Source organism: Streptomyces sp. NPDC002926 (assembly GCF_053591755.1).
On sequence record NZ_JBSFUK010000048.1, the window covers coordinates 1 to 23,279 of the forward strand.

Annotated in this window: 19 protein-coding genes; 11 read left to right on the forward strand and 8 right to left on the reverse strand. The window is 71.1% G+C overall.

Features of this window, described 5'->3' with window-relative positions; all coding sequences use genetic code 11:
* The 5 genes from trpM to lgt all read left to right on the forward strand — a co-directional run.
* Window positions 1–178: tryptophan biosynthesis modulator TrpM (trpM, locus tag ACWDZ6_RS31905; protein WP_451505618.1), on the forward strand; the 178-nt coding region annotated here is incomplete at its 5' end.
* A gap of 401 nt (window positions 179–579) precedes the next feature.
* Window positions 580–1,878 carry a tryptophan synthase subunit beta gene (gene trpB / locus ACWDZ6_RS31910; protein ID WP_451505605.1) on the forward strand — a complete coding sequence of 433 codons (1,299 nt, stop codon included), beginning with the start codon at window positions 580–582 and terminating at the stop codon, window positions 1,876–1,878.
* Entirely contained in the window at window positions 1,875–2,690 is an 816-nt protein-coding gene (gene trpA / locus ACWDZ6_RS31915; protein ID WP_451505606.1) for a tryptophan synthase subunit alpha, read from the forward strand. The genes trpB and trpA overlap by 4 nt, the downstream gene beginning before the upstream one ends.
* A 63-nt stretch (window positions 2,691–2,753) precedes the next feature.
* A complete protein-coding gene (locus ACWDZ6_RS31920) occupies window positions 2,754–3,590 on the forward strand; it encodes a DsbA family protein (protein WP_451505607.1) in 837 nt (278 codons plus the stop codon).
* A gap of 97 nt (window positions 3,591–3,687) precedes the next feature.
* A complete protein-coding gene (lgt, locus tag ACWDZ6_RS31925) occupies window positions 3,688–4,677 on the forward strand; it encodes a prolipoprotein diacylglyceryl transferase (RefSeq protein ID WP_451505608.1) in 990 nt (329 codons plus the stop codon).
* A gap of 114 nt (window positions 4,678–4,791) precedes the next feature.
* On the opposite strand, the gene ACWDZ6_RS31930 is transcribed toward lgt, so the two are convergent.
* The 7 genes from ACWDZ6_RS31930 to ACWDZ6_RS31960 all read right to left on the reverse strand — a co-directional run bounded on the left by ACWDZ6_RS31930 (window position 4,792) and on the right by ACWDZ6_RS31960 (window position 13,112).
* Window positions 4,792–5,592, reverse strand: a complete 801-nt coding sequence (locus ACWDZ6_RS31930) for an HpcH/HpaI aldolase/citrate lyase family protein (RefSeq protein WP_366733737.1) — start codon at window positions 5,590–5,592, stop codon at window positions 4,792–4,794.
* Window positions 5,589–6,779 (reverse strand): CaiB/BaiF CoA transferase family protein, encoded by a 1,191-nt coding sequence (locus ACWDZ6_RS31935; RefSeq protein ID WP_451505609.1) that lies wholly within the window; start codon window positions 6,777–6,779, stop codon window positions 5,589–5,591. Before ACWDZ6_RS31935 ends, ACWDZ6_RS31930 begins: the two co-directional genes overlap by 4 nt.
* Complete coding sequence (gene rbsK / locus ACWDZ6_RS31940) at window positions 6,776–7,660, reverse strand: ribokinase (protein WP_366733735.1); 885 nt, start codon at window positions 7,658–7,660, stop codon at window positions 6,776–6,778. The genes ACWDZ6_RS31935 and rbsK overlap by 4 nt, the downstream gene beginning before the upstream one ends.
* A complete protein-coding gene (locus ACWDZ6_RS31945; protein WP_451505610.1) occupies window positions 7,657–9,282 on the reverse strand; it encodes an ADP-ribosylglycohydrolase family protein in 1,626 nt (541 codons plus the stop codon). Before ACWDZ6_RS31945 ends, rbsK begins: the two co-directional genes overlap by 4 nt.
* Window positions 9,279–10,448, reverse strand: coding sequence for an ADP-ribosylglycohydrolase family protein (locus ACWDZ6_RS31950; protein ID WP_451505611.1), 1,170 nt, complete (start codon window positions 10,446–10,448; stop codon window positions 9,279–9,281). Before ACWDZ6_RS31950 ends, ACWDZ6_RS31945 begins: the two co-directional genes overlap by 4 nt.
* Window positions 10,408–11,610, reverse strand: a complete 1,203-nt coding sequence (locus ACWDZ6_RS31955) for an ADP-ribosylglycohydrolase family protein (protein WP_451505619.1) — start codon at window positions 11,608–11,610, stop codon at window positions 10,408–10,410. Before ACWDZ6_RS31955 ends, ACWDZ6_RS31950 begins: the two co-directional genes overlap by 41 nt.
* A 464-nt stretch (window positions 11,611–12,074) precedes the next feature.
* Window positions 12,075–13,112, reverse strand: coding sequence for an ADP-ribosylglycohydrolase family protein (locus ACWDZ6_RS31960; RefSeq protein ID WP_451505612.1), 1,038 nt, complete (start codon window positions 13,110–13,112; stop codon window positions 12,075–12,077).
* A 246-nt stretch (window positions 13,113–13,358) separates the two neighbouring features.
* Between ACWDZ6_RS31960 and ACWDZ6_RS31965 the strand changes: the two genes are divergently transcribed.
* The 6 genes from ACWDZ6_RS31965 (at window position 13,359) to ACWDZ6_RS31990 (ending at window position 22,636) form a co-directional block, all read left to right on the forward strand.
* Window positions 13,359–14,087, forward strand: a complete 729-nt coding sequence (locus ACWDZ6_RS31965; protein WP_451505613.1) for a VIT1/CCC1 transporter family protein — start codon at window positions 13,359–13,361, stop codon at window positions 14,085–14,087.
* 418 nt (window positions 14,088–14,505) lie between these two features.
* A complete protein-coding gene (gene gltB, locus ACWDZ6_RS31970; protein WP_389183963.1) occupies window positions 14,506–19,107 on the forward strand; it encodes a glutamate synthase large subunit in 4,602 nt (1,533 codons plus the stop codon).
* On the forward strand, window positions 19,100–20,560 hold the full coding sequence (locus ACWDZ6_RS31975) for a glutamate synthase subunit beta (protein WP_366733729.1): 1,461 nt from the start codon (window positions 19,100–19,102) through the stop codon (window positions 20,558–20,560). The genes gltB and ACWDZ6_RS31975 overlap by 8 nt, the downstream gene beginning before the upstream one ends.
* A 220-nt stretch (window positions 20,561–20,780) precedes the next feature.
* The gene (locus tag ACWDZ6_RS31980; protein ID WP_451505614.1) at window positions 20,781–21,500 is read left to right on the forward strand and encodes a vWA domain-containing protein; all 720 of its coding nucleotides are present in this window, start codon (window positions 20,781–20,783) and stop codon (window positions 21,498–21,500) included.
* Window positions 21,497–22,120 carry a HutD/Ves family protein gene (locus ACWDZ6_RS31985; RefSeq protein WP_451505615.1) on the forward strand — a complete coding sequence of 208 codons (624 nt, stop codon included), beginning with the start codon at window positions 21,497–21,499 and terminating at the stop codon, window positions 22,118–22,120. The genes ACWDZ6_RS31980 and ACWDZ6_RS31985 overlap by 4 nt, the downstream gene beginning before the upstream one ends.
* A gap of 42 nt (window positions 22,121–22,162) precedes the next feature.
* Window positions 22,163–22,636, forward strand: a complete 474-nt coding sequence (locus ACWDZ6_RS31990; protein WP_451505616.1) for a pyridoxamine 5'-phosphate oxidase family protein — start codon at window positions 22,163–22,165, stop codon at window positions 22,634–22,636.
* Window positions 22,637–22,645: 9 nt separating this feature from the next.
* Here ACWDZ6_RS31990 and ACWDZ6_RS31995 read toward each other — a convergent pair.
* A partial coding sequence (locus tag ACWDZ6_RS31995) for an acyl-CoA dehydrogenase family protein (protein ID WP_451505617.1) occupies window positions 22,646–23,279 on the reverse strand: 634 nt, incomplete at its 5' end.

The window sequence follows — 23,279 nt, forward strand, 5'->3', positions numbered from 1 at the left end:
GGCGGCGAGCACCGCGCGCGACCCCTACGCTCGGCTCGCCCGTGGCTGCAAGCCCCGTGGCTGCCGGGCCCCGGCCCGCCGGGTGCACGGCCGCCGGGTGCGCTATGTCATCGGCTCCGAGCCGGGACAGGTCAACGGCATGCGATGGCGCCCGCGCGCCGCGCACCACTGCCGATAGGCACCGCCCGTCCCTGAGCGCCGCCCGCACTGTGAGCGGACGCGGCCGGTGGTACCGCTGATCCGCTGTCGTTCGGCTTCGCTCCTCGTCGCCCGGACCCGCTGCGGCCGAAGCGGCCCGCCTGTCCGTCCCTCGCTGTGTGGCTTCTCGCCGCCCGGAGGACGTTGCGGCGGGTGCGGCACCACCGGTCCGCCGTACGGCTTCCCGCCGTCGCGCGAGCAGCGGGGCTGTCGGCGTCGGGGTGTACCCGACGGCGGCCCCGGGCAGCCACGGCGCTTCGTGGCCGGGTGGTGATCCGTTCACCGCGTCCGCAAGGAGCGGACCGCGGCGGCGCGTGCGCATACCGTGACCAGTGTCAGCCAGACTTCTGGGGCATACGCCCCGACAAGGAGCACGTCGCAATGTCGAGCGACTTCTTCATCCCGGACCCGGAGGGTCAGGTTCCCAGCGCCGAGGGCTACTTCGGCGCGTTCGGCGGCAAGTTCATCCCCGAGGCGCTCGTCGCCGCGGTCGACGAGGTGGCCGTCGAGTACGACAAGGCCAAGGCCGATCCCGCCTTCGCCGCGGAACTCAACGACCTGATGGTCAACTACACGGGCCGCCCGAGCGCACTCACCGAGGTCTCCAGGTTCGCCGAGCACGCCGGCGGTGCGCGGGTCTTCCTCAAGCGGGAGGACCTGAACCACACCGGATCGCACAAGATCAACAATGTGCTGGGCCAGGCGCTGCTCACCAAGAGGATGGGCAAGACCCGGGTCATCGCCGAGACCGGTGCCGGCCAGCACGGCGTGGCCACCGCGACCGCCTGCGCCCTCTTCGGCCTCGAGTGCACGATCTACATGGGCGAGATCGACACCCAGCGCCAGGCCCTGAACGTGGCGCGGATGCGGATGCTCGGTGCCGAGGTCATTCCGGTGGCCTCCGGCAGCCGGACCCTGAAGGACGCCATCAACGAGGCGTTCCGCGACTGGGTCGCCAATGTGGACCGTACGCACTATCTCTTCGGCACGGTCGCCGGGCCGCATCCCTTCCCGGCGATGGTCCGCGACTTCCACCGGGTCATCGGCGTCGAGGCCCGTCGCCAGATTCTGGAGCGGGCCGGGAGGCTGCCGGACGCGGCCGTCGCCTGCGTGGGCGGCGGGTCCAACGCGATCGGACTGTTCCACGCCTTCATCCCGGACGCGGATGTACGTCTCGTGGGCTGCGAGCCCGCGGGCCACGGCATCGAGTCCGGCGAGCACGCGGCCACCCTGACCGCGGGCGAGCCCGGCATCCTGCACGGTTCTCGCTCGTACGTCCTGCAGGACGAGGAGGGCCAGATCACCGAGCCGTACTCGATCTCCGCCGGGCTCGACTACCCCGGCATCGGCCCCGAGCACTCGTACCTCAAGGACAGCGGCCGGGCGGAGTACCGCGCGGTGACCGACGACGCGGCCATGCAGGCGCTGCGCCTGCTGTCCCGCACCGAGGGCATCATTCCGGCGATCGAGTCCGCGCACGCGCTGGCCGGAGCGCTGGAAGTCGGCCGGGAACTGGGCAAGGACGGGCTGATCCTCGTCAATCTGTCCGGCCGCGGTGACAAGGACATGGACACTGCCGCCCGTTACTTCGGGCTGTACGACGGCAAGGGGGACGCGAAGGTCGCCGCCGACGCCTCCGCGGAGAACGGTTACGCCGAGATCAGGAGGGACGCGAAGTGAGCGGCAACATTCAGTTGTTGAGCGACACCCTGGCGCAGGCCAGGGGCGAGAACCGGGCCGCGCTCATCGCCTATCTCCCGGCCGGCTTCCCGACCGTCGACGGCGGCATCGAAGCGGTCAAGGCCGCCCTGGACGGTGGCGCCGACGTCATGGAGGTCGGGCTGCCGCACAGCGACCCCGTCCTCGACGGCCCCGTCATCCAGACCGCCGACGACATCGCGCTGCGCGGCGGAGTCAAGATCGCCGATGTGATGCGTACGGTCCGCGAGGCGCACGGGGCCACCGGCAAGCCGGTGCTCGTCATGACGTACTGGAATCCGATCGACCGGTACGGCATCGAGCGCTTCACCGCCGAGCTGGCCGAGGCGGGCGGCGCGGGCTGCATCCTGCCCGACCTGCCGGTCGAGGAGGCGGGCGTATGGCGCGAGCATGCCGAGAAGCACGGCCTCGCCACCGTCTTCGTCGTCGCGCCGAGCAGCCGGGACGCACGGTTGGCGAAGATCACGGAGGCCGGTTCCGGCTTTGTGTACGCGGCTTCGCTGATGGGTGTCACGGGCACCCGCGCGTCCGTGGGCGAGCAGGCTCAGGACCTGGTCCGGCGCACCCGGGCCACCACCGAACTGCCGGTCTGCGTGGGCCTAGGGGTCTCCAATGCCGAGCAGGCCGCCGAGGTCGCCTCCTTCGCGGACGGCGTGATCGTCGGCTCGGCGTTCGTGAAGCGGCTGCTCGACGCGCCGGACCAGGCCGCGGGCCTTGAGGCGGTACGGGAGCTGGCGGCCGACCTCGCCAAGGGCGTGCGCAGGGGCGCGTAGCTCATACGGGTGGATATGGGGCCGGGGAGGCATGCACATGCCTCCCCGGTTCGTTTGCGGGATGTGAGCGAGAAGAACCAGGGACGTAGGCAGACCGCGCGCGAGCGGCTCCAGCAGGAACGTCAGCGGGTGAAGGCGCGCGACAAGCGCCGGCGGACCCTGATCGTGGTGGCGGCGGTGGTGGGCGTACTGGGTCTCGCCGCCGTGGTCGGCGTGATCGCCGCCAACTCCGGGAAGAAGAAGAGCGGCTCCGAGGCCGGTTCTCTCCTCGCACCGGCGGGCGCGCAGGGCAAGGACCGGCTCGCGATCCCGGTGGGCGCGAGCGACGCCCCGTCCACGCTCACGGTGTGGGAGGACTTCCGCTGCCCGATCTGCGCGCAGTTCGAGACCGCCGTCAAGGACACCGTCCACGAGCTGGAGCGGACGGGTCAGGTCAAGATCGAGTACCACCTCGCCACGATCATCGACGGGAACATGGGCGGCACCGGCTCGCTTCGCGCCGCGAACGCCGCGGCATGCGCCCAGGACGCCGGGAAGTTCGTCCCGTACCACGATGTCCTCTACCAGAACCAGCCTCCGGAGACGGACGACGCCTTCGGCGACAAGAGCAGGCTGATCGAGCTCGCGGGCAAGGTCGACGGGCTCGACACACCGGAATTCCGCCGCTGCGTCGAGGACGGCAAGCACGACAGCTGGGTGGAGAAGTCGAACACCGTCTTCCGGCACAGCGGCTTCCGCGGCACGCCGACCGTACTGCTCAACGGAGAGTCGATCTTCCCGGACAAGGGTGGCGAGCGGATCTCCGCGCCCAATCTGAAGAAGTGGGTCGAAGAGGCGAACAAGGGCAAGAAGCCGGGCACCGAGCGGTCGACGCCGAGCCCGGCATCAAAGGCCTCCTGACGGGCCTGACGAGCCGCGCCGGGCCGCGGCTCGTTATTCATACGTTGCCGGGTGGGTTGCCGCGCGTGCCACCCGGCAGGGTAGCGTCGGTCCTGCCATGGATATCGCCTACATTCCCAGCCCGTCGACCGGAGTGCTCCATCTCGGACCGCTCCCGCTGCGCGGCTACGCCTTCTGCATCATCATCGGTGTCTTTGTGGCCGTCTGGTACGGCAACAAGCGCTGGATCGCACGGGGCGGCAAAGCCGGCACCGTGGCCGACATCGCCGTCTGGGCGGTGCCCTTCGGCCTCGTCGGCGGCCGGCTCTACCACGTGATCACCGATTACCAGCTGTACTTCAGCGAGGGTGAGAACTGGGTCGACGCCTTCAAGATCTGGGAAGGCGGCCTCGGTATCTGGGGCGCGATCGCGCTGGGTGCGGTCGGTGCCTGGATCGGCTGCCGCCGCCGCGGGATTCCGCTGCCGGCCTGGGCGGACGCCCTCGCGCCGGCCATCGCCTTCGCGCAGGCGATCGGCCGCTGGGGCAACTGGTTCAACCAGGAGCTGTACGGCAAGCCGACGGACCTGCCGTGGGCCCTCAAGATCACCGAGGGGACCAACCGCGAAGCGGGCTTCTACCACCCCACCTTCCTGTACGAGTCCCTGTGGTGCGTCGGTGTCGCTGTACTCGTCATCTGGGCCGACCGCCGCTTCAAGCTGGGACACGGCCGGGCGTTCGCGCTGTATGTCGCCTCGTACTGTGTGGGCCGGGCCTGGATCGAGTACATGCGCGTCGACGAGGCGCACCACGTTCTGGGCCTGCGCCTCAATGTGTGGACCTCGATCGTCGTCTTCGTGCTGGCGGTGACCTACATCGTGATCTCGTCGCGGGTGCGGCCGGGGCGCGAGGAGATCGTCGAGCCGGAGACGGCGAAGTCGGAAGTGGCGAAGCCCGAGGCGGATGCCGCGGACGGCAACTCTGCCGCGGACACGTCGGCGGACACGTCGGACGGGACGGCGCAGGACTCGGCCGACGTGACGGCGCAGGACACGGTCGGCGGGGACGGGAAGACTGACGCGGACGCGGAGTCGGCCAAGAAGGGCTGAGAACACCAGTCGTACGCAAGGCCGCCGGAATCGCGAGGATTCCGGCGGCCTTCGCATGTCGAGGACGCGCACGACGCGTCCGATGGCCTCAGGAGTACGCCGAGCCGTACGGAATCACGGTTCCTCGCGTCGTGCGAGGGCGAGGGTGCGCTGCGCCGCGGCCACGACCGCCGCGTCGACGAAGCGGCCGTCCGGCAGGGCCAGCGCGCCCTCGTCCGTGGCGGCCGCTTTGACGATCTCCTCGGCCGCCTCGATCTCCTCGGGTGTGGGGCGGAACGCTCGCTCGATGACCGGGAGTTGGTCGGGGTGGATGGCGGCCCGGCCCAGGAAGCCCAGGGAGCGGCCGTGGGCGCAGGAGGCGTAGAGGGCGTCCAGGTCGCGGATGTCGGGGAAGACGGACTGGGCGGGTGGGGGGAGTTGCGCGGCACGGGCGGCGATCACGATGCGGGTGCGTGGCCAGTCCAGACCGGTGCCGTCCCGTATGCCGAGATCCGCCCGGAGATCGGACTCGCCGATGGCGATGCCGCGGACGGCGGGGTGGGCGGTGGCGATCGAGTACGCGTGCTCCACCGCCAGCGCGGACTCGAGGAGCGGGTAGAGCGGGACGCCCGGGGCCCGGGCCGCGATCCGCTGAATGTCAGTGGCGTGTGCGACCTTGGGGATACGCAGCGCACAGAGGCCCGGGAGTCCGGTGAGGGCCTCGATGTCATGGGGGGTGTTGATACGGACATGGACCGGGAGTGGATGGCGGGAGCCGAGGAGTTCGACGGTGGAGGCCAGCGCGTACTTCTTGCGGCCCGGGGACACCGCGTCCTCCAGGTCGACGATCACCACGTCGGCGGCGGAGGCGAGGGCCTTGTGCACGACCTCGGGCCGGTCCCCGGGGGCGTAGAGATAGGTGAGGGGGATGGTCATAGGGCGCCCTGGGTGCGCAGTGCGGCGATATCGGCCCGGGACAGGCCGAGTTCGGTGAGCACCGCGTCCGTGTCGGCGCCGTGCGGGCGGCCCGCCCAGCGGATGGCGCCGGGCGTCTCGGAGAGGCGGAAGAGGACGTTCTGCATACGCAGGGGGCCGAGCTCCGGGTCGAGGACTTCGGTGATGGTGTCCAGCGCCCGGTACTGGGGATCTTCCATGACATCGCGGATGTCGTAGATCGGAGCGATCGCCGCTTCGGCCTTCTCGAAGGCGTCCATGGCTTCGGAGCGGGTGCGGCGGGCGATCCAGTTGCCGACCGCGTCGTCGAGCACGTCCGCGTGCTCCGCGCGGCCGCTGCCGGTGGTGAACCACGGCTCGTCGATCAGCTCGGGGCGGCCGACCAGATGCATGACGCGTTCGGCGATGGACTGGGCCGAGGTGGAGACGGCCAGCCAGCAGCCGTCGGCCGTGCGATAGGTGTTGCGCGGTGCGTTGTTTCGGGAGCGGTTGCCGGTGCGCTCCTGGATGTGGCCGAGCTGGTCGTACCAGAGCGGCTGCGGGCCGAGCACGGTCAGGATCGGTTCGATGATCGCCATGTCGACGATCTGGCCACGGCCCGTCGCGGTGCGGGCGGTGAGCGCGGTCATCACGGCGTAGGCGGTGGCGAGCGCCGCGATCGAGTCGGCGAGGCCGAAGGGAGGGAGGGTCGGCGGACCGTCGGGCTCGCCGGTGATGGAGGCGAAGCCGCTCATCGCCTCGGCGAGGGTTCCGAAGCCGGGGCGGTGGGAGTACGGGCCGAACTGCCCGAAGCCGGTGACGCGGGTGAGGACGAGGCGCGGATTGGCGGTGCTCAGTTCGTCCCAGCCGAGCTTCCACTTCTCCAGGGTGCCGGGGCGGAAGTTCTCGATGATCACGTCGGCGGTGCTCGCGAGGAGGAGGAGGGTCTCGCGGCCGCCGGGGCTGGAGAGATCGAGAGTGACGGTGCGTTTGTTGCGGCCGAGCAGCTTCCACCAGAGGCCGACCCCGTCCTTGGCGGGGCCGTGGCCGCGGGAGGGATCCGGCCGGGTGGGGTGCTCGACCTTGATGACCTCCGCGCCGAAGTCGCCGAGCATGGTCGCGGCGAGCGGGCCCGCGAAGAGCGTCGCCAGGTCGAGGACGCGCAGTCCGTGCAGGGGAGTCGGGGTCATGAGGCGTCGATCTCGGCGCGGTACGGCATGGAGGTGGACGCGCCCTCACGCTGGACACACAGGGCTGCGGCGGCCGAGGCCCAGCTGAGGGCCTGCTGTACGGGGCGGCCCTCGACGAGCGCGACGGCGAGGGCGCCGACGAAGGTGTCGCCCGCCGCGGTGGTGTCCACGGCGGTGACCCGGGGCGCCGGGACGGTGAGGGGCGCGGCCCCTCTCCGGGCGTACAGGCTGCCTGCCGCGCCGAGTGTGATCACGACTTCGGGGACCTGACGCAGCAGCGCCTCCGCCGCGGCGTGCGGGTCCGCGATGCCGGCGAGGGTGGCCGCCTCGTGCTCGTTGGGCACCAGCAGGTCGGTGGCGGCGAGGAGTTCCGGAGGGAGGGGCTGGGCGGGGGCGGGGGTGAGGACGGTCCGTACACCGTGGCGGCGGGCGGCTTCGGCGCCGTCGAGCACGGCGCTCAGCGGGAGCTCGAGCTGGAGGAGCAGCGCGTCGGCGGTGGCGATGAGGGCCTCGTCGCCGGGGACGAGGTGGGTGACGGCGCCGTTCGCGCCGGGGATCACGACGATCGAGTTGCCGCCTTCGTCGTCGACGACGATGTGCGCGGTGCCGGAGGGGCCGTCGGCGGTGCGGAGGAGGTCGGTGTCGACGCCGGAGGAGACGAGCGTCTGCCGCAGGCGCACGCCGAAGTCGTCCGAGCCGACCGCGCCGATCATCGCGACATCGCCGCCGGCGCGGGCGGCGGCCACGGCCTGGTTGGCACCCTTGCCGCCGGGGATCGTACGGAACTCGCGTCCCGTGACGGTCTCTCCGCGTTTCGGCGCGTACGCGACGTACGCGACGAGGTCCATATTGGTGCTGCCGAGCACCACGATGCCGGTCATGGGCGGCATGCCTCCTGGTGGGTGAGGTGGGCGAGGGTGTCGAAGCCGATGCCGTCGAAGCCGGCGACGGAGGTGGCGAGACGGTTCTTGAGCGGTGCGGTCCAGCGGTCGGGGATGGCGCCGGGGTGGCCGGCGAGCAGCCCGGCGATGGAGCCGGCGGTCGCACCGTTGGAGTCGGTGTCCCAGCCGCCGGACACGGCGCGGCAGATGGAGCCGGTGAAGTCGCCGTCGGCGTGGGTGAGTGCGGCGGCGAGCAGGGCGGTGTTGGGGAGGACATGGACCCAGTGGTACTGGCCGTAGACGGTGTGGAGCCGGTCGACGGCCTGGTCGAAGTGCGGTTCCTTGTGGGCGGTGTCGATACCGAAGCGGACGGCCTGTGCGAGGCGGGAGCGCGGGGGGACGACGCGGAGGCCGGTCCGCAGGCACTGGTGGACATCGCTCCGGCCGCCGGCCGCGGTGGCGATGGTGGCTGCGATGAACATCGCACCGTAGACGCCGTTGGCGGTGTGGGTGAGCACAGCGTCGCGGTGTGCCTGCGCGGCGGCGGCCGCGGGGTCGCCGGGGTGTGTCCAGCCGTGGACGTCGGCGCGGATGGTGGCGCCGATCCACTCCCGGAAGGGGTTGCGGTGGCGGGCGGTGAGCGGGGGCTCGATGCCGGAGAGGAGGTTGCGGTAGGCAACGCGCTCGGCGGTGAAGGTCCGGCCGGCCGGGAGCTCGTCGAGCCAGAGCTGGGCGACCTGGTCGGTGGTGAAGCTCCTTCCGTGGCGCTGGAGGAGGACCAGGTTGAGGAGGGGGTAGTTGAGGTCGTCGTCCTCGGGCATGCCGTCGATGTTCTCGGCGAGGGAGGTGGCGGCGGACCGGCGGTTCCAGGGGTGGGCGGCGGCGAGCTCGGCGGGGAGGCCCCTGGCGGTGAACCAGGTGTTGAGGGGCCAGTTGCCGGTGGCGCGGGCGAGGTCGCGGATGGCGATGAGGGGGAGCTTCTCGACGGGCTTGCCGAGAAGACACCCGACGGCACGGCCGAGCCAGGCGGCGTGCAGGCCGTGGAGGTGGCTTTCCCCTGACCGCCCAGTCCCGGAACCGGGAGGCAGGCCACCGGACCCCGGTGCCCACGCCGCTTCGTGGGAGGAGTCGAGGTACGGCCAGAGCGCCGGCTGAGGGCCCGGCGCTTCACACGAGCCGGACGGTGGTGGGTCGCCTTCGGCCCCGGGCGCACTCGGTGCCTCGGACGCGTCCTGTGGGGGCGGGCCGCCCTCGGGCAGCTGCGCCGCCTCCTGGGGTGGGCCGGTGGGCGTCGGGCCGTCGAGGTTTCGCGCCGGGTGCGACTCCGGCGGAGGTGGCCAGGTGGGGCAGGCCGTATGGATCATGGACAGGTCTGTCGGTTCCGCGTCCTTCAACGGGGAGGACAGCCGGGCGAGTTCGGCCAGGAGATCGACCGCCAAGGCGCGCAGGTGCGGCGGGGCCGGGGTCGGGGAGGCCCCCGCGCGCGATGGGCTTCCGGGGCCGCCCGCCGTCTGCCAGCGGGTACGGATCTCCGTCGTGTCGCGGCCGTCCTCCTCCGCTTGGCGCAGTTCGTGGCCCAGCAGGTCCTCCGGCTGGACCCAGGTGAGTCGCAGGGCTGTCATCGTGCCTCCGTCAGGGTCTCGAACGCCGACTCGTGCGATCGGCGTCGTTCCGTGTCGCGGGTGAAGACCTCGCGGGTGACCGCGGCCAGTTCGCGGGCCGGCGCGTGCAGGTCGAGGCGGCTCGCCTCGGCCACCGCCTTCGCCCACTCGCCGGGGATCGCGGACTCGCCGTGGAGCGCGCCCGCGATCGCCCCGGCCATGGTCGCGATCGAGTCGCAGTCGCGGCCGTAGTTGATGGCGCCCAGGACCGTGTTGCGGTAGTCGCCCCCGCCCACCAGCAGCATTCCGAGCGCGATGGGCAGTTCCTCGATGGAGTGCAGCCGAGAGGGCCGGCGGGCCGCGAGGGAGGGGGTGCGGTAGTCCGGGCCGACGGTGTCGAAGGGGGCGACCGCCGTACGAAGAGGAGCGAGGGCCGATTCGAAATCCGAGTAGTGAGCCGCGGCTTCTGCCACCGCCTCGATCGCCGACTGGGTGCCGTCCTTGGCCAGTGAGAGCGCCGTGTCGACGACCGAGGCGGGGGTGGCGCCGGGCACGCAGGCCGCGGAGACCGCCGCCGCGAAGACGCCCGCCCCCTCTCGCCCGTACGAGGACTGGTGCGCGCCCGCGATGTCGATGGCCTCGGCATAGGCGGCCTCGGGATGTGCCGCGTTCACCAGGCCCACCGGCGCCATGTACATCGCCGCGCCGCAGTTGACGATGTTGCCCGCGCCTGCCTCGCGCGGATCGTTGTGTCCGTAGTGGAGGCGGGCCACCATCCATTTCTCGGCGAGGAAGACGCGCTGCAGGGGCAGCGCCTCCGCCTCGAGCTCGGGGATCCAGCGGGGGCTCGACATGAGGTCGGGGACCAGGTGGTCGGCGACGGCGTACGCGTCGAGATGGTCGCGTACGGTCGCGTACACGCGGATCAGCGCGTGCGTCATGAGGGTGTCGTCGGTGATGTGGCCGTCGCCCTTGTGGTACGGCGCGATGGGGCGGGCGGTACGCCAGGCCTCGCCGTTCCACGGGCCGACGATGCCGTTGATACGGCCGCCGTGCCGTTCCACGATCTGTTCCGGGCTGTAGCCCTCGACCGGGCCGCCGAGCGCGTCACCGACGGCCGCTCCGATGAGGCTGCCGGCGATCCGGTCATCGAGTGCGAGGGTCGTCGCGAGTGTCGTCGTCGTCATGTCGGAATTGTCCACCCCGGGTGGTCAGTTCCGTGTGTGCGAGCAGCCCGGCGAGTTCGACCAGATCCGTGCCGGCGAGCCGGGGGAGCGCGCATCCTGCGAGGGTGCGGCAGGCGTCGCGCCAGGTGGCGGGGACGGATTCGCCGCCGCCCAGTGCGCCGGTCAGCGCGCCGGCGAGGGCGGGGGCGGAGTCGGCGACGCGGGAGAGACAGGCTGCCGCGGGCACGGCTTCGGCGACCCGGCCGCGGGCGGCGGTGGCGAGGGCGAGGGCGACCGGGACGGTTTCGGCGGCGGCGATGCCGTAGCTGTAGACGTGGTCGACGATCTGGTGCTCGAGGAGCGGTACGAGTTCGAAGGCACCGTTCGCGTCGCGGGCGAGTTTGACGGCGTGCTGGGCGTTGCGGCCGATCTCGGTGGCGGCGGGCAACTCGGCGAGGGCGGCGTCGACGGCGTCGTCGACGGACGCGCCGCCGAGAGCGGCGGCCACGGCGGCGGCCATGGCGCGTGCGCCGTGCACTCCGTCGCCGTCCTGGGTGTAGCGCGCGTCGAACTCGGCGAGCGTGGCGGCGGCGAGCGGGTCCCCTGGGTGGACGACGGCGAGGACGGCGGCGCGCACGCAGGCGGCGTCGTCGAAGTAGTGCGGGTTGTCGTGGCCGGTGGCGGGCGGGCGGAGGCCGGTGGCGAGATTGCCGAGTCCGGCGCGTACGGAGATCCGGGCGCGGAGGGGGAGTACGGCGGACTCGACCTCGGGGGCGCGCTCGGCGGCTGCGGCGATCTCACTGGCGAGGGAGTTCCAGGCGAGGTCGACGGCGGCCCGCATACGGCGGCCGGGGGCGAGGCCGGCGAAGAGGTCACCGGCGGCGGTGAGCACGGTCTCGGCGGCGAAGGCGGCCCACTCGGCATCGTCGGAGGGGCCGAGGAGGAGGGGTTCGGGGGGCTGGTTGAGGGCGATGGGGACGGGGAGGGTGGTGGTGGCGTTCTGCTCGGCGAAGGTGTCCAGCTCACGGGTGAGACGGCGGGTCCACTCGGGCATCCGGGCCGCGCGATGCCGGGCGGCGGGCCACCCGGCCGCGTCACCGGCGGCGAGCCCGAGGAGGAGACCTTCGATGGGGCGGGGCGGGTGACCCCTCCCGGTCCGGCCCGTTCCCGAAACCGGGGGCAGGCCCTGGGCCTCCCGGGGCGCGCCCGGAGCTTCGCGCGACCCGAGGGCTCCCTCGGGTACGGGGTCGTGCGGTGCCGCACTCGGCGTTTCGGGCGGGCCCGGGCGCCCGTCCGGCGCGAGGTCCTGCGGTTCTGCCGGGCTGGGTGTTTCGGGTGGGCCCGGGGGCCCGTCGGGCGCGAGGTCCTGCGGTTCTGCCGGGCTGGGTGTTTCGGGCGGGCCGAGGGCTCCGTCGGGGGCGGGGTCCTGCGGGCCTGTCGGGCTGGGTGTTTCGGGTGGGCCCTGGTGCCTGTCGGGCGCGGGGGGTGGTTCTGCGGGGCTCGGTCCTTCGCGCGGGGCCAGGGGGCTGTCGGGCTCTCCAGGGCTCTGCGCCCCGGTCCCGGTCCCGGCCGCGGCCGGTGCGGGCTCCCTGAGGCCCGTCGCGGACCGGCCTTCGGGTCCGGCGGCCGCCGCCTCGCGCTCGGGCGTCATGACGCCACCTGCGGGTCGTCGTCCGGGGTCAGGAGCTCCGCGATGTCCAGCACGTGGTAGCCGCTCATCGACGGGAGACAGCTGCCCCGGACCGGGCCGATCGCCGAGGACCATTCCGCCGGGATCGCCGTGGCACCCGACACCGCTCCCGCCAGCGCGCCCGCCACCGCCGCCGTCGTGTCCGCGTCGCGGCCCATGTTGACCGCCGTCAGGACCGACTTACGGAAGTCTCCGCGGGCCGCCGCGAACGCGCCGAACGCCAGGCCCACCGCCTCCGGAGCCAGGTCCGTCCACGGGTAGCCCCCGATGACGACCGCTGAGCGGACCGCCCGTTCCATGGAGAGCGCGTCCGCGTACACGTGCTGCGCCGCGACGACCGCCCGGCGCAGCGAGCGGGCCGTCCACGAGTCCATCGGGACCACGGACAGGGCCGCCCCGATCACCCCGGCCGGTCCCGCTCCCGTCATCGCCGCGGCCACGCCGGCGGCCACCGCCTGGCCGCCGTAGATGCCCTCGCCGCCGTGGCTGACGCCGCCGTCGATGGCGACCAGCCGCGCCGCCTCCGCCGGGTGGCCCGCCGCGAAGACGCCGAACGGCGCCGCGCGCATCGCCAGGCCGTCGCTCCAGGCGTGCCGGTGCTGCGCCGAGATGGGGGCGGCGAGCCCGCGCCGCAGGTTTTCGAGCGTGCCGCGTTCGCTGAATCCCGCGCCCCGGAACGGGCCTTCGTCGAGGTCCGCGATCCATTGGTGCCACGCCTTCTCCACATGGGCCACGGTCAGGGCCGAGCCGTGCCGGGCGAGGAGGAGGCCGGAGAAGATGGCGTACTCCGTGTCGTCCGTGCCCGCCGGATGCTCGCTCACGAAGCCCTCGATACGGCCCCACCGGCGGCGGATCTCGGACGGCCGCATGTTCTCGGCGGGAGCGCCGAGGGCGTCGCCCACCGCGAGACCGAGCATCGCGCCGCAGGCCCGCTCACGGATATCGGCGGAGGAGGGGCCGGCCGGATCAGCGGGATTGGATGCAATCAACTCCATGGGGCGGGCCCCTTTCGCGCGCACCGAGCCTGTTCCTCCATCTGTGCCACATGTGACGCGCGAGGAGTCTGAGAAACGTGTCTGTCACCCGGACTGTCTCCAGTTCCGTATCCGGACCGCCCCCAGCCGCACGGCCGCCCAGGTAAGTACGGCCTGCCTTGCTGGCGGACCCCTTACATCGTGCGTATTTTCGAGGGTGTTGGGGGAGCGGGACCACCGGGCCCGCCGTCGGACAAGGGGAGAACTGTGTCCATCATCGAGACCGAGGCGACGCTCCACGAGGCGCACCGCGACAATCACACACACCGTGATGTGAACGGCGGCTGGCTGCGCCCCGCGGTCTTCGGCGCGATGGACGGACTCGTCTCCAACCTGGCGCTGATGACCGGTGTCGCGGGCGGCTCGGTCTCCCAGCAGACCATCGTCATCACCGGCCTCGCCGGTCTCGCGGCGGGCGCCTTCTCCATGGCGGCCGGCGAGTACACCTCCGTCGCTTCCCAGCGCGAGCTGGTTCAGGCCGAACTGGATGTCGAGCGGCGTGAGTTGCGCAAGCACCCCGTCGACGAGATGGAGGAGCTGGCGGCGCTGTACGTCGCGCGCGGCGTGGAGCCCGAGCTCGCCCGCGAGGTGGCGATGCAGCTCTCCAGGGACCCCGAGCAGGCGTTGGAGATCCACGCCCGCGAGGAGCTCGGCATCGACCCGGACGACCTGCCGTCGCCGGCCGTCGCCGCGGTCTCGTCCTTCGGTTCGTTCGCGCTGGGCGCTCTGCTGCCCGTACTGCCGTATCTGCTCGGCGCCACCGCGCTGTGGCCGGCGGTGCTCCTGGCGCTCGTCGGACTCTTCGCCTGCGGCGCTCTCGTCGCCCGCGTGACGGCGCGCAGCTGGTGGTACAGCGGGACGCGTCAGCTGGTCCTCGGCGGCGCGGCGGCGGCCCTCACCTACGGCCTCGGAGTGCTGTTCGGCGCCGCGGTCTGACACCCGGCCCGTCGTTCCCCGCCCACCTGCGCACCGGCCCCTCTCCAGGGGCCGGTGCGCGGTCGTACCGGGGGCCGGTCCGGCAAGTTGTGACGCACGTCCTCTCCACGGATCCGGCGAGGAGTGAGACACTATGCGAGCTACTACATAAGTAGCCGTTAACTCGGCGGTTTCGAGTCCTTAACCACCGGGCATGAGCCATAGACGCTGTGGGCAATGAAGCCTGCTCTGCGACGGGCCTGCGGACACCGATCTGTCCGGCTTGCCCCGCCTCCACCGCTTCGCGCGGTGTCCGCATGTTGGAACCAGCTATCCACTTTTCGAGAAGCACTCCATCATGTAATCTGCACGAAATTTCGCGGAGGGCCAACGTCGTCCCTCGGCAGTTGCATTTGCCACGACGACGACGGGAGAGCCAATGCGTTCCGACGCCTGGTCGCCCATGGACGGTCGCCCCGCCCCCCAGGGGATGTACGACCCCCGTAACGAACACGACGCATGCGGCGTCGGGTTCGTGGCCACCCTCACCGGTGTTGCCAGCCATGAGCTGGTCGAGCAGGCACTGACCGTACTGCGGAACCTTGAGCACCGCGGTGCCACCGGCTCCGAGCCGGACTCGGGTGACGGCGCCGGCATCCTGCTTCAGGTCCCGGACGCCTTCCTTCGCGAGGTCAGCGATTTCGACCTTCCCGAGGCCGGTGCGTACGCCGTCGGAATCGCCTTCCTGCCGGCCGACGACAGCACCAACGCCGTCTCACACATTGAGACGATCGCCGCCGAGGAGGGCCTGAACGTCCTCGGCTGGCGCGAGGTCCCGGTCACCCCGGATCTGCTCGGCAACGGCGCCCGCGCCACCATGCCGGCCTTCTCGCAGCTCTTCGTCTCGGACGGTACGAGCACGGGCATCGCGCTGGACCGCAAGGCCTTCGTGCTGCGCAAGCGCGCCGAGCGCGAGGCCGGTGTCTACTTCCCGTCGCTCTCCGCCCGCACGATCGTCTACAAGGGCATGCTGACCACCGGCCAGCTGGAGCCCTTCTTCCCGGATCTCTCCGACCGGCGCTTCGCCACGGCCGTCGCGCTTGTCCACTCGCGGTTCTCCACGAACACCTTCCCGAGCTGGCCGCTGGCCCACCCGTACCGCTTCGTCGCGCACAACGGCGAGATCAACACGGTCAAGGGCAACCGCAACTGGATGCGCGCCCGTGAGTCGCAGCTCGTCACCGACGCGTTCGGCTCTGCCGACCATGGGGACAGCGGGAGCGAGAAGCTGGCGCGGATCTTCCCGGTCTGCACGCCGGACGCCTCCGACTCGGCCTCCTTCGACGAGGTGCTCGAGCTCCTCCACCTCGGCGGCCGCTCACTGCCGCACAGCGTCCTGATGATGGTCCCCGAGGCGTGGGAGAACCACGACTCCATGGACCCGGCCCGGCGCGCCTTCTACCAGTACCACTCCACGATGATGGAGCCCTGGGACGGCCCGGCCTGTGTCACCTTCACCGACGGCACCCAGGTCGGCGCGGTCCTCGACCGCAACGGTCTGCGCCCCGGCCGTTACTGGGTCACCGACGACGGACTGGTCGTCCTCTCCTCCGAGGTCGGCGTCCTCGACATCGACCCCGCGAAGGTCGTCCGCAAGGGCCGCCTCCAGCCCGGCAAGATGTTCCTCGTCGACACCGCCGAGGGCCGCATCATCGAGGACGACGAGATCAAGTCCTCCCTCGCCGCGGAGCAGCCCTACCAGGAGTGGCTGGAGGCCGGCGAGATCGAGCTCGAGGACCTTCCCGAGCGCGAGCACATCGTCCACACCCACGCCTCGGTCACCCGCCGCCAGCAGACCTTCGGTTACACCGAGGAGGAGCTGCGCGTCATTCTCGCGCCGATGGCCCGTACCTCCGGCGAGCCGCTCGGCTCCATGGGTACGGATTCCCCGATCGCGGCCCTGTCCCAGCGGCCCCGGCTGCTCTTCGACTACTTCACCCAGCTCTTCGCGCAGGTCACCAACCCGCCGCTGGACGCCATCCGTGAGGAGCTCGTCACCTCGCTGCGCTCCTCGCTCGGCCCGCAGGGCAACATCCTGGAGCCGACCGCCGCGACCTGCCGCAGTGTCACCCTGCCCTTCCCGGTGATCGACAACGACGAGCTGGCCAAGCTCATCCACATCAACGCCGACGGCGACATGCCGGGCATGACCGCCGCGACGCTCTCCGGTCTCTACCGGGTCAGCGGTGGCGGCGACGCCCTCGCCGCCCGTATCGAGGAGATCTGCGCCGAGGTCGACGCGGCCATCGAGGACGGCGCCCGGCTGATCGTCCTCTCCGACCGGCACTCGGACGCCGAGCACGCGCCGATCCCGTCGCTGCTGCTCACCTCGGCCGTGCACCACCACCTCATCCGCACCAAGCAGCGCACGCAGGTCGGTCTGCTGGTCGAGGCCGGCGATGTCCGCGAGGTGCACCATGTCGCGCTCCTCATCGGCTACGGCGCCGCCGCCGTCAACCCGTACCTGGCGATGGAGTCGGTCGAGGACCTGGTCCGCGCCGGCACCTTCATCGAGGGCCTGGAGCCCGAGCAGGCCATCCGTAACCTCATCTACGCCCTCGGCAAGGGCGTCCTGAAGGTCATGTCCAAGATGGGCATCTCGACGGTCGCCTCCTACCGTGGCGCGCAGGTCTTCGAGGCCGTCGGTCTTGACGACGCCTTCGTCGAGAAGTACTTCAACGGCACCGCCACAAAGATCGGCGGAGCCGGTCTCGAGGTCGTCGCCAAGGAGGTCGCCGCCCGGCACGCCAAGGCCTACCCCGCCTCCGGCATCTCCGCCACGCACCGTGCGCTGGAGATCGGCGGCGAGTACCAGTGGCGCCGCGAGGGCGAGCCGCACCTCTTCGACCCGGAGACGATCTTCCGGCTGCAGCACGCCACGCGCTCGCGCAGCTACGACATCTTCAAGAAGTACACGGACCGGGTGAACGAGCAGTCCGAGCGCCTGATGACGCTCCGTGGCCTGTTCGGCCTGAAGACGGGTGAGAACGGCAGGTCGGAGCGGGAAGCGATCTCCATCGACGAGGTCGAGCCGGTCAGCGAGATCGTCAAGCGCTTCTCCACCGGCGCCATGTCGTACGGCTCCATCTCCCGCGAGGCACACGAGACCCTCGCCATCGCCATGAACCGGCTGGGCGGCAAGTCCAACACCGGTGAGGGTGGCGAGGACGCGGACCGGCTGTACGACCCGGAGCGCCGTTCCTCCATCAAGCAGGTCGCCTCCGGCCGCTTCGGTGTGACGAGCGAGTACCTGGTCAACGCGGACGACATCCAGATCAAGATGGCGCAGGGCGCGAAGCCCGGCGAGGGCGGCCAGCTGCCCGGTCACAAGGTCTACCCGTGGATCGCCAGCACCCGGCACTCCACCCCGGGTGTCGGTCTGATCTCGCCGCCGCCGCACCACGACATCTACTCCATCGAGGATCTGGCCCAGCTGATCCACGACCTCAAGAACGCCAACCCGGCCGCGCGTATCCACGTGAAGCTGGTCTCCGAGGTCGGTGTCGGCACGGTCGCGGCGGGTGTCTCCAAGGCGCACGCGGACGTCGTCCTCATCTCCGGCCACGACGGCGGTACCGGCGCCTCGCCGCTCACCTCGCTGAAGCACGCGGGCGGCCCGTGGGAGCTGGGTCTCGCCGAGACCCAGCAGACCCTGCTGCTCAACGGCCTGCGTGACCGCATCGTCGTACAGACCGACGGTCAGCTGAAGACCGGCCGGGATGTCGTCATCGCCGCGCTGCTCGGCGCCGAGGAGTTCGGTTTCGCGACCGCGCCGCTCGTCGTCTCCGGCTGCGTCATGATGCGCGTCTGCCACCTGGACACCTGCCCGGTCGGCATCGCCACGCAGAACCCGGTGCTCCGCGACCGGTTCTCCGGCAAAGCGGAACACGTCGTCAACTTCTTCGAGTTCATCGCCGAGGAGGTCCGCGAGCTCCTCGCCGAGCTGGGCTTCCGTACGATCGAGGAGGCCGTCGGCCACGCCGAGCTGCTGGACACCGAGCGGGCCGTGGACCACTGGAAGGCGCAGGGCCTCGACCTCGAGCCCCTCTTCTACGTCCCCGAGCTGCCGGACGGCGCCGTACGCCACCAGATGGTCGAGCAGGACCACGGTCTGGAGAAGGCGCTCGACAACGAGCTGGTCGAACTCGCCGCCGAGGCCCTGAAGGCGGCCTCCGCCGAGGCCGCCCAGCCGGTCCGCGCTCAGGTCGCGATCCGCAACATCAACCGCACGGTCGGCACCATGCTCGGCCATGAGGTGACGAAGAAGTTCGGTGGTGCGGGCCTGCCCGACGACACCATCGACATCACCTTCACCGGATCGGCCGGCCAGTCCTTCGGCGCGTTCGTGCCGCGCGGCGTGACGCTGCGGCTGGAGGGCGACGCCAACGACTACGTCGGCAAGGGCCTCTCCGGCGGCCGCATCGTCGTCCGCCCGGACCGGGGCGCCGACCACCTCGCCGAGTACTCCACCATCGCGGGCAACACCATCGCCTACGGTGCCACCGGCGGCGAGCTGTTCCTGCGCGGCCGGACCGGCGAGCGGTTCTGCGTCCGCAACTCCGGTGCCACGGTCGTCTCGGAGGGCGTGGGCGACCACGGCTGCGAGTACATGACCGGCGGTCACGCGGTGGTGCTCGGCGAGACCGGACGCAACTTCGCGGCCGGTATGTCCGGCGGTATCGCGTACGTCATCGACCTCGACCGCGACAACGTCAACGTGGGTAACCTCGGCGCCGTCGAGACCCTCGACGAGTCCGACAAGCAGTGGCTGCACGATGTCGTGCGCCGCCACCAGGAGGAGACGGGCTCGACCGTCGCGTCGAAGCTGCTGGCCGAGTGGCCCCTCGCGGTGGACCGCTTCAGCAAGATCATCCCGACCACGTACAAGGCAGTGCTCGCCGCCAAGGACGCCGCTGAGCTCGCCGGTCTCTCCGAACAGGAGACCACCGAGAAGATGATGGAGGCGGCGACCAATGGCTGACCCCAAGGGCTTCCTGACCACCGGCCGAGAGGTCGCAAAGACCCGCCCCGTGGCGGATCGCCTCAAGGACTGGAACGAGGTCTACGTTCCCGGTTCGCTGCTGCCGATCATCAGCAAGCAGGCCGGGCGCTGCATGGACTGCGGCATTCCGTTCTGCCACAACGGCTGTCCGCTGGGGAACCTCATCCCCGAGTGGAACGACTACGCGTACCGCGAGGACTGGTCGGCGGCGAGCGAGCGGCTGCACGCGACCAACAACTTCCCGGAGTTCACCGGGCGGCTGTGCCCGGCGCCCTGCGAGTCGGCCTGCGTCCTCGGCATCAACCAGCCGGCCGTCACCATCAAGAACGTCGAAGTCTCGATCATCGACAAGGCGTGGGACACCGGTGACGTCAAGCCGCAGCCGCCGGAGCGTCTGTCCGGCAAGACGGTCGCGGTCATCGGCTCGGGCCCGGCGGGCCTCGCCGCCGCCCAGCAGCTGACCCGGGCGGGCCACACGGTCGCCGTCTACGAGCGCGCGGACCGTATCGGAGGCCTTCTCCGGTACGGCATCCCCGAGTTCAAGATGGAGAAGGTGCACATCAACCGCCGTATCGAGCAGATGCGCGCGGAGGGCACCAAGTTCCGCACGGAGATCGAGATCGGCCGCGACATCGACGCGGCGAAGCTGCGCAAGCGGTACGACGCGGTGGTCATCGCGGCCGGCGCGACCGTCTCGCGCGACCTGCCGGTTCCGGGCCGGGAGCTGAACGGCATCCACTTCGCCATGGAGTACCTGCCGCTCGCCAACAAGGTGCAGGAGGGCGACTTCGTCGCTCCTCCGATCACCGCGGAGGGCAAGCACGTCATCGTCATCGGCGGCGGTGACACGGGCGCGGACTGTGTCGGTACGGCCAACCGACAGGGCGCGGCCTCCGTGACGCAGCTGGAAATCATGCCGCGACCCGGCGACGACCGTCCGGCGGGTCAGCCGTGGCCGACCTTCCCGATGCTCTACAAGGTCACCTCGGCGCACGAGGAGGGTGGCGAGCGGGTCTACTCCGTCTCCACCACCCACTTCGAGGGCGACGAGGACGGCAACGTCCAGTTCCTCCATCTCGTGGAGGTGGAGTTCAAGGACGGCAAGCTGGAGCAGAAGCCGGGTACGGAGCGGAAGATCCCTGCGCAGCTGGTCACTCTGGCGATGGGCTTCACGGGCACGGACCAGGAGAACGGGCTGGTCCAGCAGTTCGGCCTGGCCCTGGACGAGCGCGGCAACATCGCACGGGACGCCGACTACGCGACCAACGTCGGCGGCGTGTACGTCGCCGGTGACGCGGGCCGTGGCCAGTCGCTGATCGTGTGGGCGATCGCCGAGGGCCGCTCGGCGGCCCGCGGTGTGGACCGCTTCCTGACCGGTGTCAGCCAGCTGCCGGCTCCGATCCGCCCGACGGACCGTGCGCTGACTGTCTGATCACCGCGTCAACCCCTCATACGGTCCCGTACAACGGCGTACGGAACTCAACGCGGCGCCTGCCCTGTCCCCGACCGGACACTGGGTGGGCGCCGCGGCATGTCTCAAGGGTTTCGCGCGGCTCATGGCGGTGCCCGTAGCGGTCGAAGGCGTCGCGGGCGCCCGCTCACGGGTGACGTAATCTCAACTCTCCCGTCGTAGCGAACGAACGGAGCCCCGCATGCCGGCCATCAGCCTCCGCAAGGTGCAGGAGACCGCGCCCGCGCTGGTCAGCCTCTACAAGAGCGCCGGTGTCTCGTTGGAGAAGCACCGGTTGAACGAGGAGCGCGCCGCCGTCTATCTGGTGCTCGACTACTCCGGCTCCATGAAGGAGTACTACGAGGACGGCAGCGTGCAGGCCCTCGCCGACCGGGTGCTCGGTCTGTCCGCCCATCTCGACGACGACGGCCGGGTGCCCGTCGTCCTCTTCTCGACGGACGTCGACGCGATCACGGACATCGCCCTGGACAACCACCACGGGCGGATCGACCAGATCGTCGCGGGCCTCGGGCACATGGGCAGGACGAGCTACCACCTGGCCATGGACGCCGTCATCGACCACTACCTCGACAGTGGCTCGACCGCTCCCGCGCTCGTCGTCTTCCAGACCGACGGCGGGCCGATCAGCAAGCCCGCCGCGGAACGCTATCTGTGCAAGGCGGCGAAGCTTCCGCTGTTCTGGCAGTTCATCGGCTTCGGCAACAAGCGCAGTTCGCAGTTCGACTTTCTGCACAAGCTCGACGAACTGGCCGTACCTGCCAAGCGGGCCGTCGACAACGCCGGCTTCTTCCACGCCGGACTCGACCCGCGCCAGGTCCCGGACGCCGAGCTGTACGACCGGCTGGTCGCCGAGTTCCCGCTCTGGCTGACAGCGGCGCGTGCGCACGGCATCGTGCGATGACGGTACGGGTGCTGCGCGCCGCCGACCGTACGGCCGTGCCCTGGAAGAACGGCGGCGGCGTCACCCGCGAGATCACCGCCTCGCCCGAGGGCGCGCCCATGGACGCCTTCGACTGGCGGATCAGCCTCGCGGACGTCGGCGCGGACGGACCGTTCTCCGCGTTCCCGGATGTGGACCGGACCCTGACCGTGGTCGAGGGCGCGGGGATGGACCTCACGGTCGGCGGGCGGCGCACGCTCGCGGACGAGCCGTACCGGCCCTACGACTTCCCCGGCGACGAGGAGACCGAGGGCCGGCTGCTCGGCGGGCCGGTCGTCAACTTCAACGTCATGCGCCGCAGGAGCCGTACGGCGTGCCTGACCTCGGTGGTACGGGGAGAACTGCTGGTCGCGGTCCCGTCCGGCGCGACAGTGGTGATCGTCGCGCTGGACGGGACGACGGTCCTCGACGAGGCGGGCGTGACGCTCGGGCAGTACGACGCCGCGGTGCTGGACGCCTCGCCCGGCTCGCTGCACACGGACGGGCACGCGGCGATCGTCACACTGCTCAAGTCGGTGAGCGGGTTCCGGCGGACCATTAGGCCCGGGAACGGCACGGGAGCCGCACACAGAAGTGAATGAATCCCGACAGAAGATGTCGCGATTTCGCGGTTCGATGGCGTCATGACATCGAGTACCTGGGCAGATTTCGGGACGGCGGAGCCGGACTTCGCCGAGACCGTTCAGCAGCGTTTCCAGCAGTACAGGCACCATGTCCTGGCCACCCTCCGCAAGGACGGATCCCCGCGGGTGACCGGGCTCGAAGTGGTCTTCCGCTTCGGCGAGATGTGGCTCGGCATGATGCCGGACTCCCGCAAGGCCCAGGATCTCCGGCGCGATCCGCGCTTCGCGGTGCACGCGAATCCGGGCCCCGACGACTCCATGGCCGACGGCGACGTCCGGATCGGCGGGCGTGCGGTGGAGGTGACGGATCCTTCGGTGATCGGGCGATTCGTGGCGGAAGTCGGGCCGCCGCAGCCGTTCCATCTGTTCCGGGTCGAACTGGGCGAGGTGGTGCGGACGTCCGTCGAGGGAGATGAACTGTTCGTACGGTCCTGGCGGCCCGGCCACGCCGTACGCACCGTAAGCCGTCGTTGAGTTCTCCGCTCATCCGGACAGCACTCGCGCCCTGCACCGGGCGGGGGTGCCCCAGGCATCCCGCAGCGGACGTGCCTTGCGCAGCCAGAGCGAGAGGTCGAGCTCATCGGTGTAACCGACCGCGCCGTGCAGCTGCAGAGCGGTGCGGGCGGCGGCGTACGCGGCCTCGCCCGCGGTGGCCTTGGCCGCGGCGATATCGGCGGGAGCCATCGAGAGGGCTGCTCCGTAGAGGAGCGGCCGGGCGAATTCGAGCCCGATCAGAGTGTCGGCCAGCCGGTGCTTGACCGCCTGGAAGGAACCGATCGCGGCGCCGAACTGACTGCGCCGTTTGGTGTGGGCAACAGTCCGGTCGAGCAGCGCGAGCCCGACGCCGAGGGCCTGTGCGGCGGTGGCGAAGGCGGCGACATCGGCTGCGTACGCGGCGGCGGCGGCCACCTGGGGCCCTTCGGCGAGGATCTCGCCCCCGGCGCCGGGTACGGACAGCCGCCGAGCGGGGTCGGCGGACGCGTGTACGGGGCCGTGCCCGGGTGCGATGAGCAGCCGCGCGTCCGGAGAGCCGTCGGACACGCCCGCGCGGGGGCCGGCGGGTGTCGCGGTGGGTGCCGATCGCCCCCGCCACCGTCCTGCTGCTGCTGTTCCTGGC

Bases quoted from the DNA above. Each gene is read 5' to 3' on its own strand.
- trpB (WP_451505605.1), top strand. From the start codon at position 580: ATGTCGAGCGACTTCTTCATCCCGGACCCGGAGGGTCAGGTTCCCAGC.
- lgt (WP_451505608.1), top strand. From the start codon at position 3,688: ATGGATATCGCCTACATTCCCAGCCCGTCGACCGGAGTGCTCCATCTC.
- ACWDZ6_RS31930 (WP_366733737.1), bottom strand. From the start codon at position 5,592: ATGACCATCCCCCTCACCTATCTCTACGCCCCCGGGGACCGGCCCGAG.
- ACWDZ6_RS31935 (WP_451505609.1), bottom strand. From the start codon at position 6,779: ATGACCCCGACTCCCCTGCACGGACTGCGCGTCCTCGACCTGGCGACG.
- rbsK (WP_366733735.1), bottom strand. From the start codon at position 7,660: ATGACCGGCATCGTGGTGCTCGGCAGCACCAATATGGACCTCGTCGCG.
- ACWDZ6_RS31945 (WP_451505610.1), bottom strand. From the start codon at position 9,282: ATGACAGCCCTGCGACTCACCTGGGTCCAGCCGGAGGACCTGCTGGGC.
- ACWDZ6_RS31950 (WP_451505611.1), bottom strand. From the start codon at position 10,448: ATGACGACGACGACACTCGCGACGACCCTCGCACTCGATGACCGGATC.
- ACWDZ6_RS31960 (WP_451505612.1), bottom strand. From the start codon at position 13,112: ATGGAGTTGATTGCATCCAATCCCGCTGATCCGGCCGGCCCCTCCTCC.
- gltB (WP_389183963.1), top strand. From the start codon at position 14,506: ATGCGTTCCGACGCCTGGTCGCCCATGGACGGTCGCCCCGCCCCCCAG.
- ACWDZ6_RS31975 (WP_366733729.1), top strand. From the start codon at position 19,100: ATGGCTGACCCCAAGGGCTTCCTGACCACCGGCCGAGAGGTCGCAAAG.
- ACWDZ6_RS31980 (WP_451505614.1), top strand. From the start codon at position 20,781: ATGCCGGCCATCAGCCTCCGCAAGGTGCAGGAGACCGCGCCCGCGCTG.
- ACWDZ6_RS31985 (WP_451505615.1), top strand. From the start codon at position 21,497: ATGACGGTACGGGTGCTGCGCGCCGCCGACCGTACGGCCGTGCCCTGG.
- ACWDZ6_RS31990 (WP_451505616.1), top strand. From the start codon at position 22,163: ATGACATCGAGTACCTGGGCAGATTTCGGGACGGCGGAGCCGGACTTC.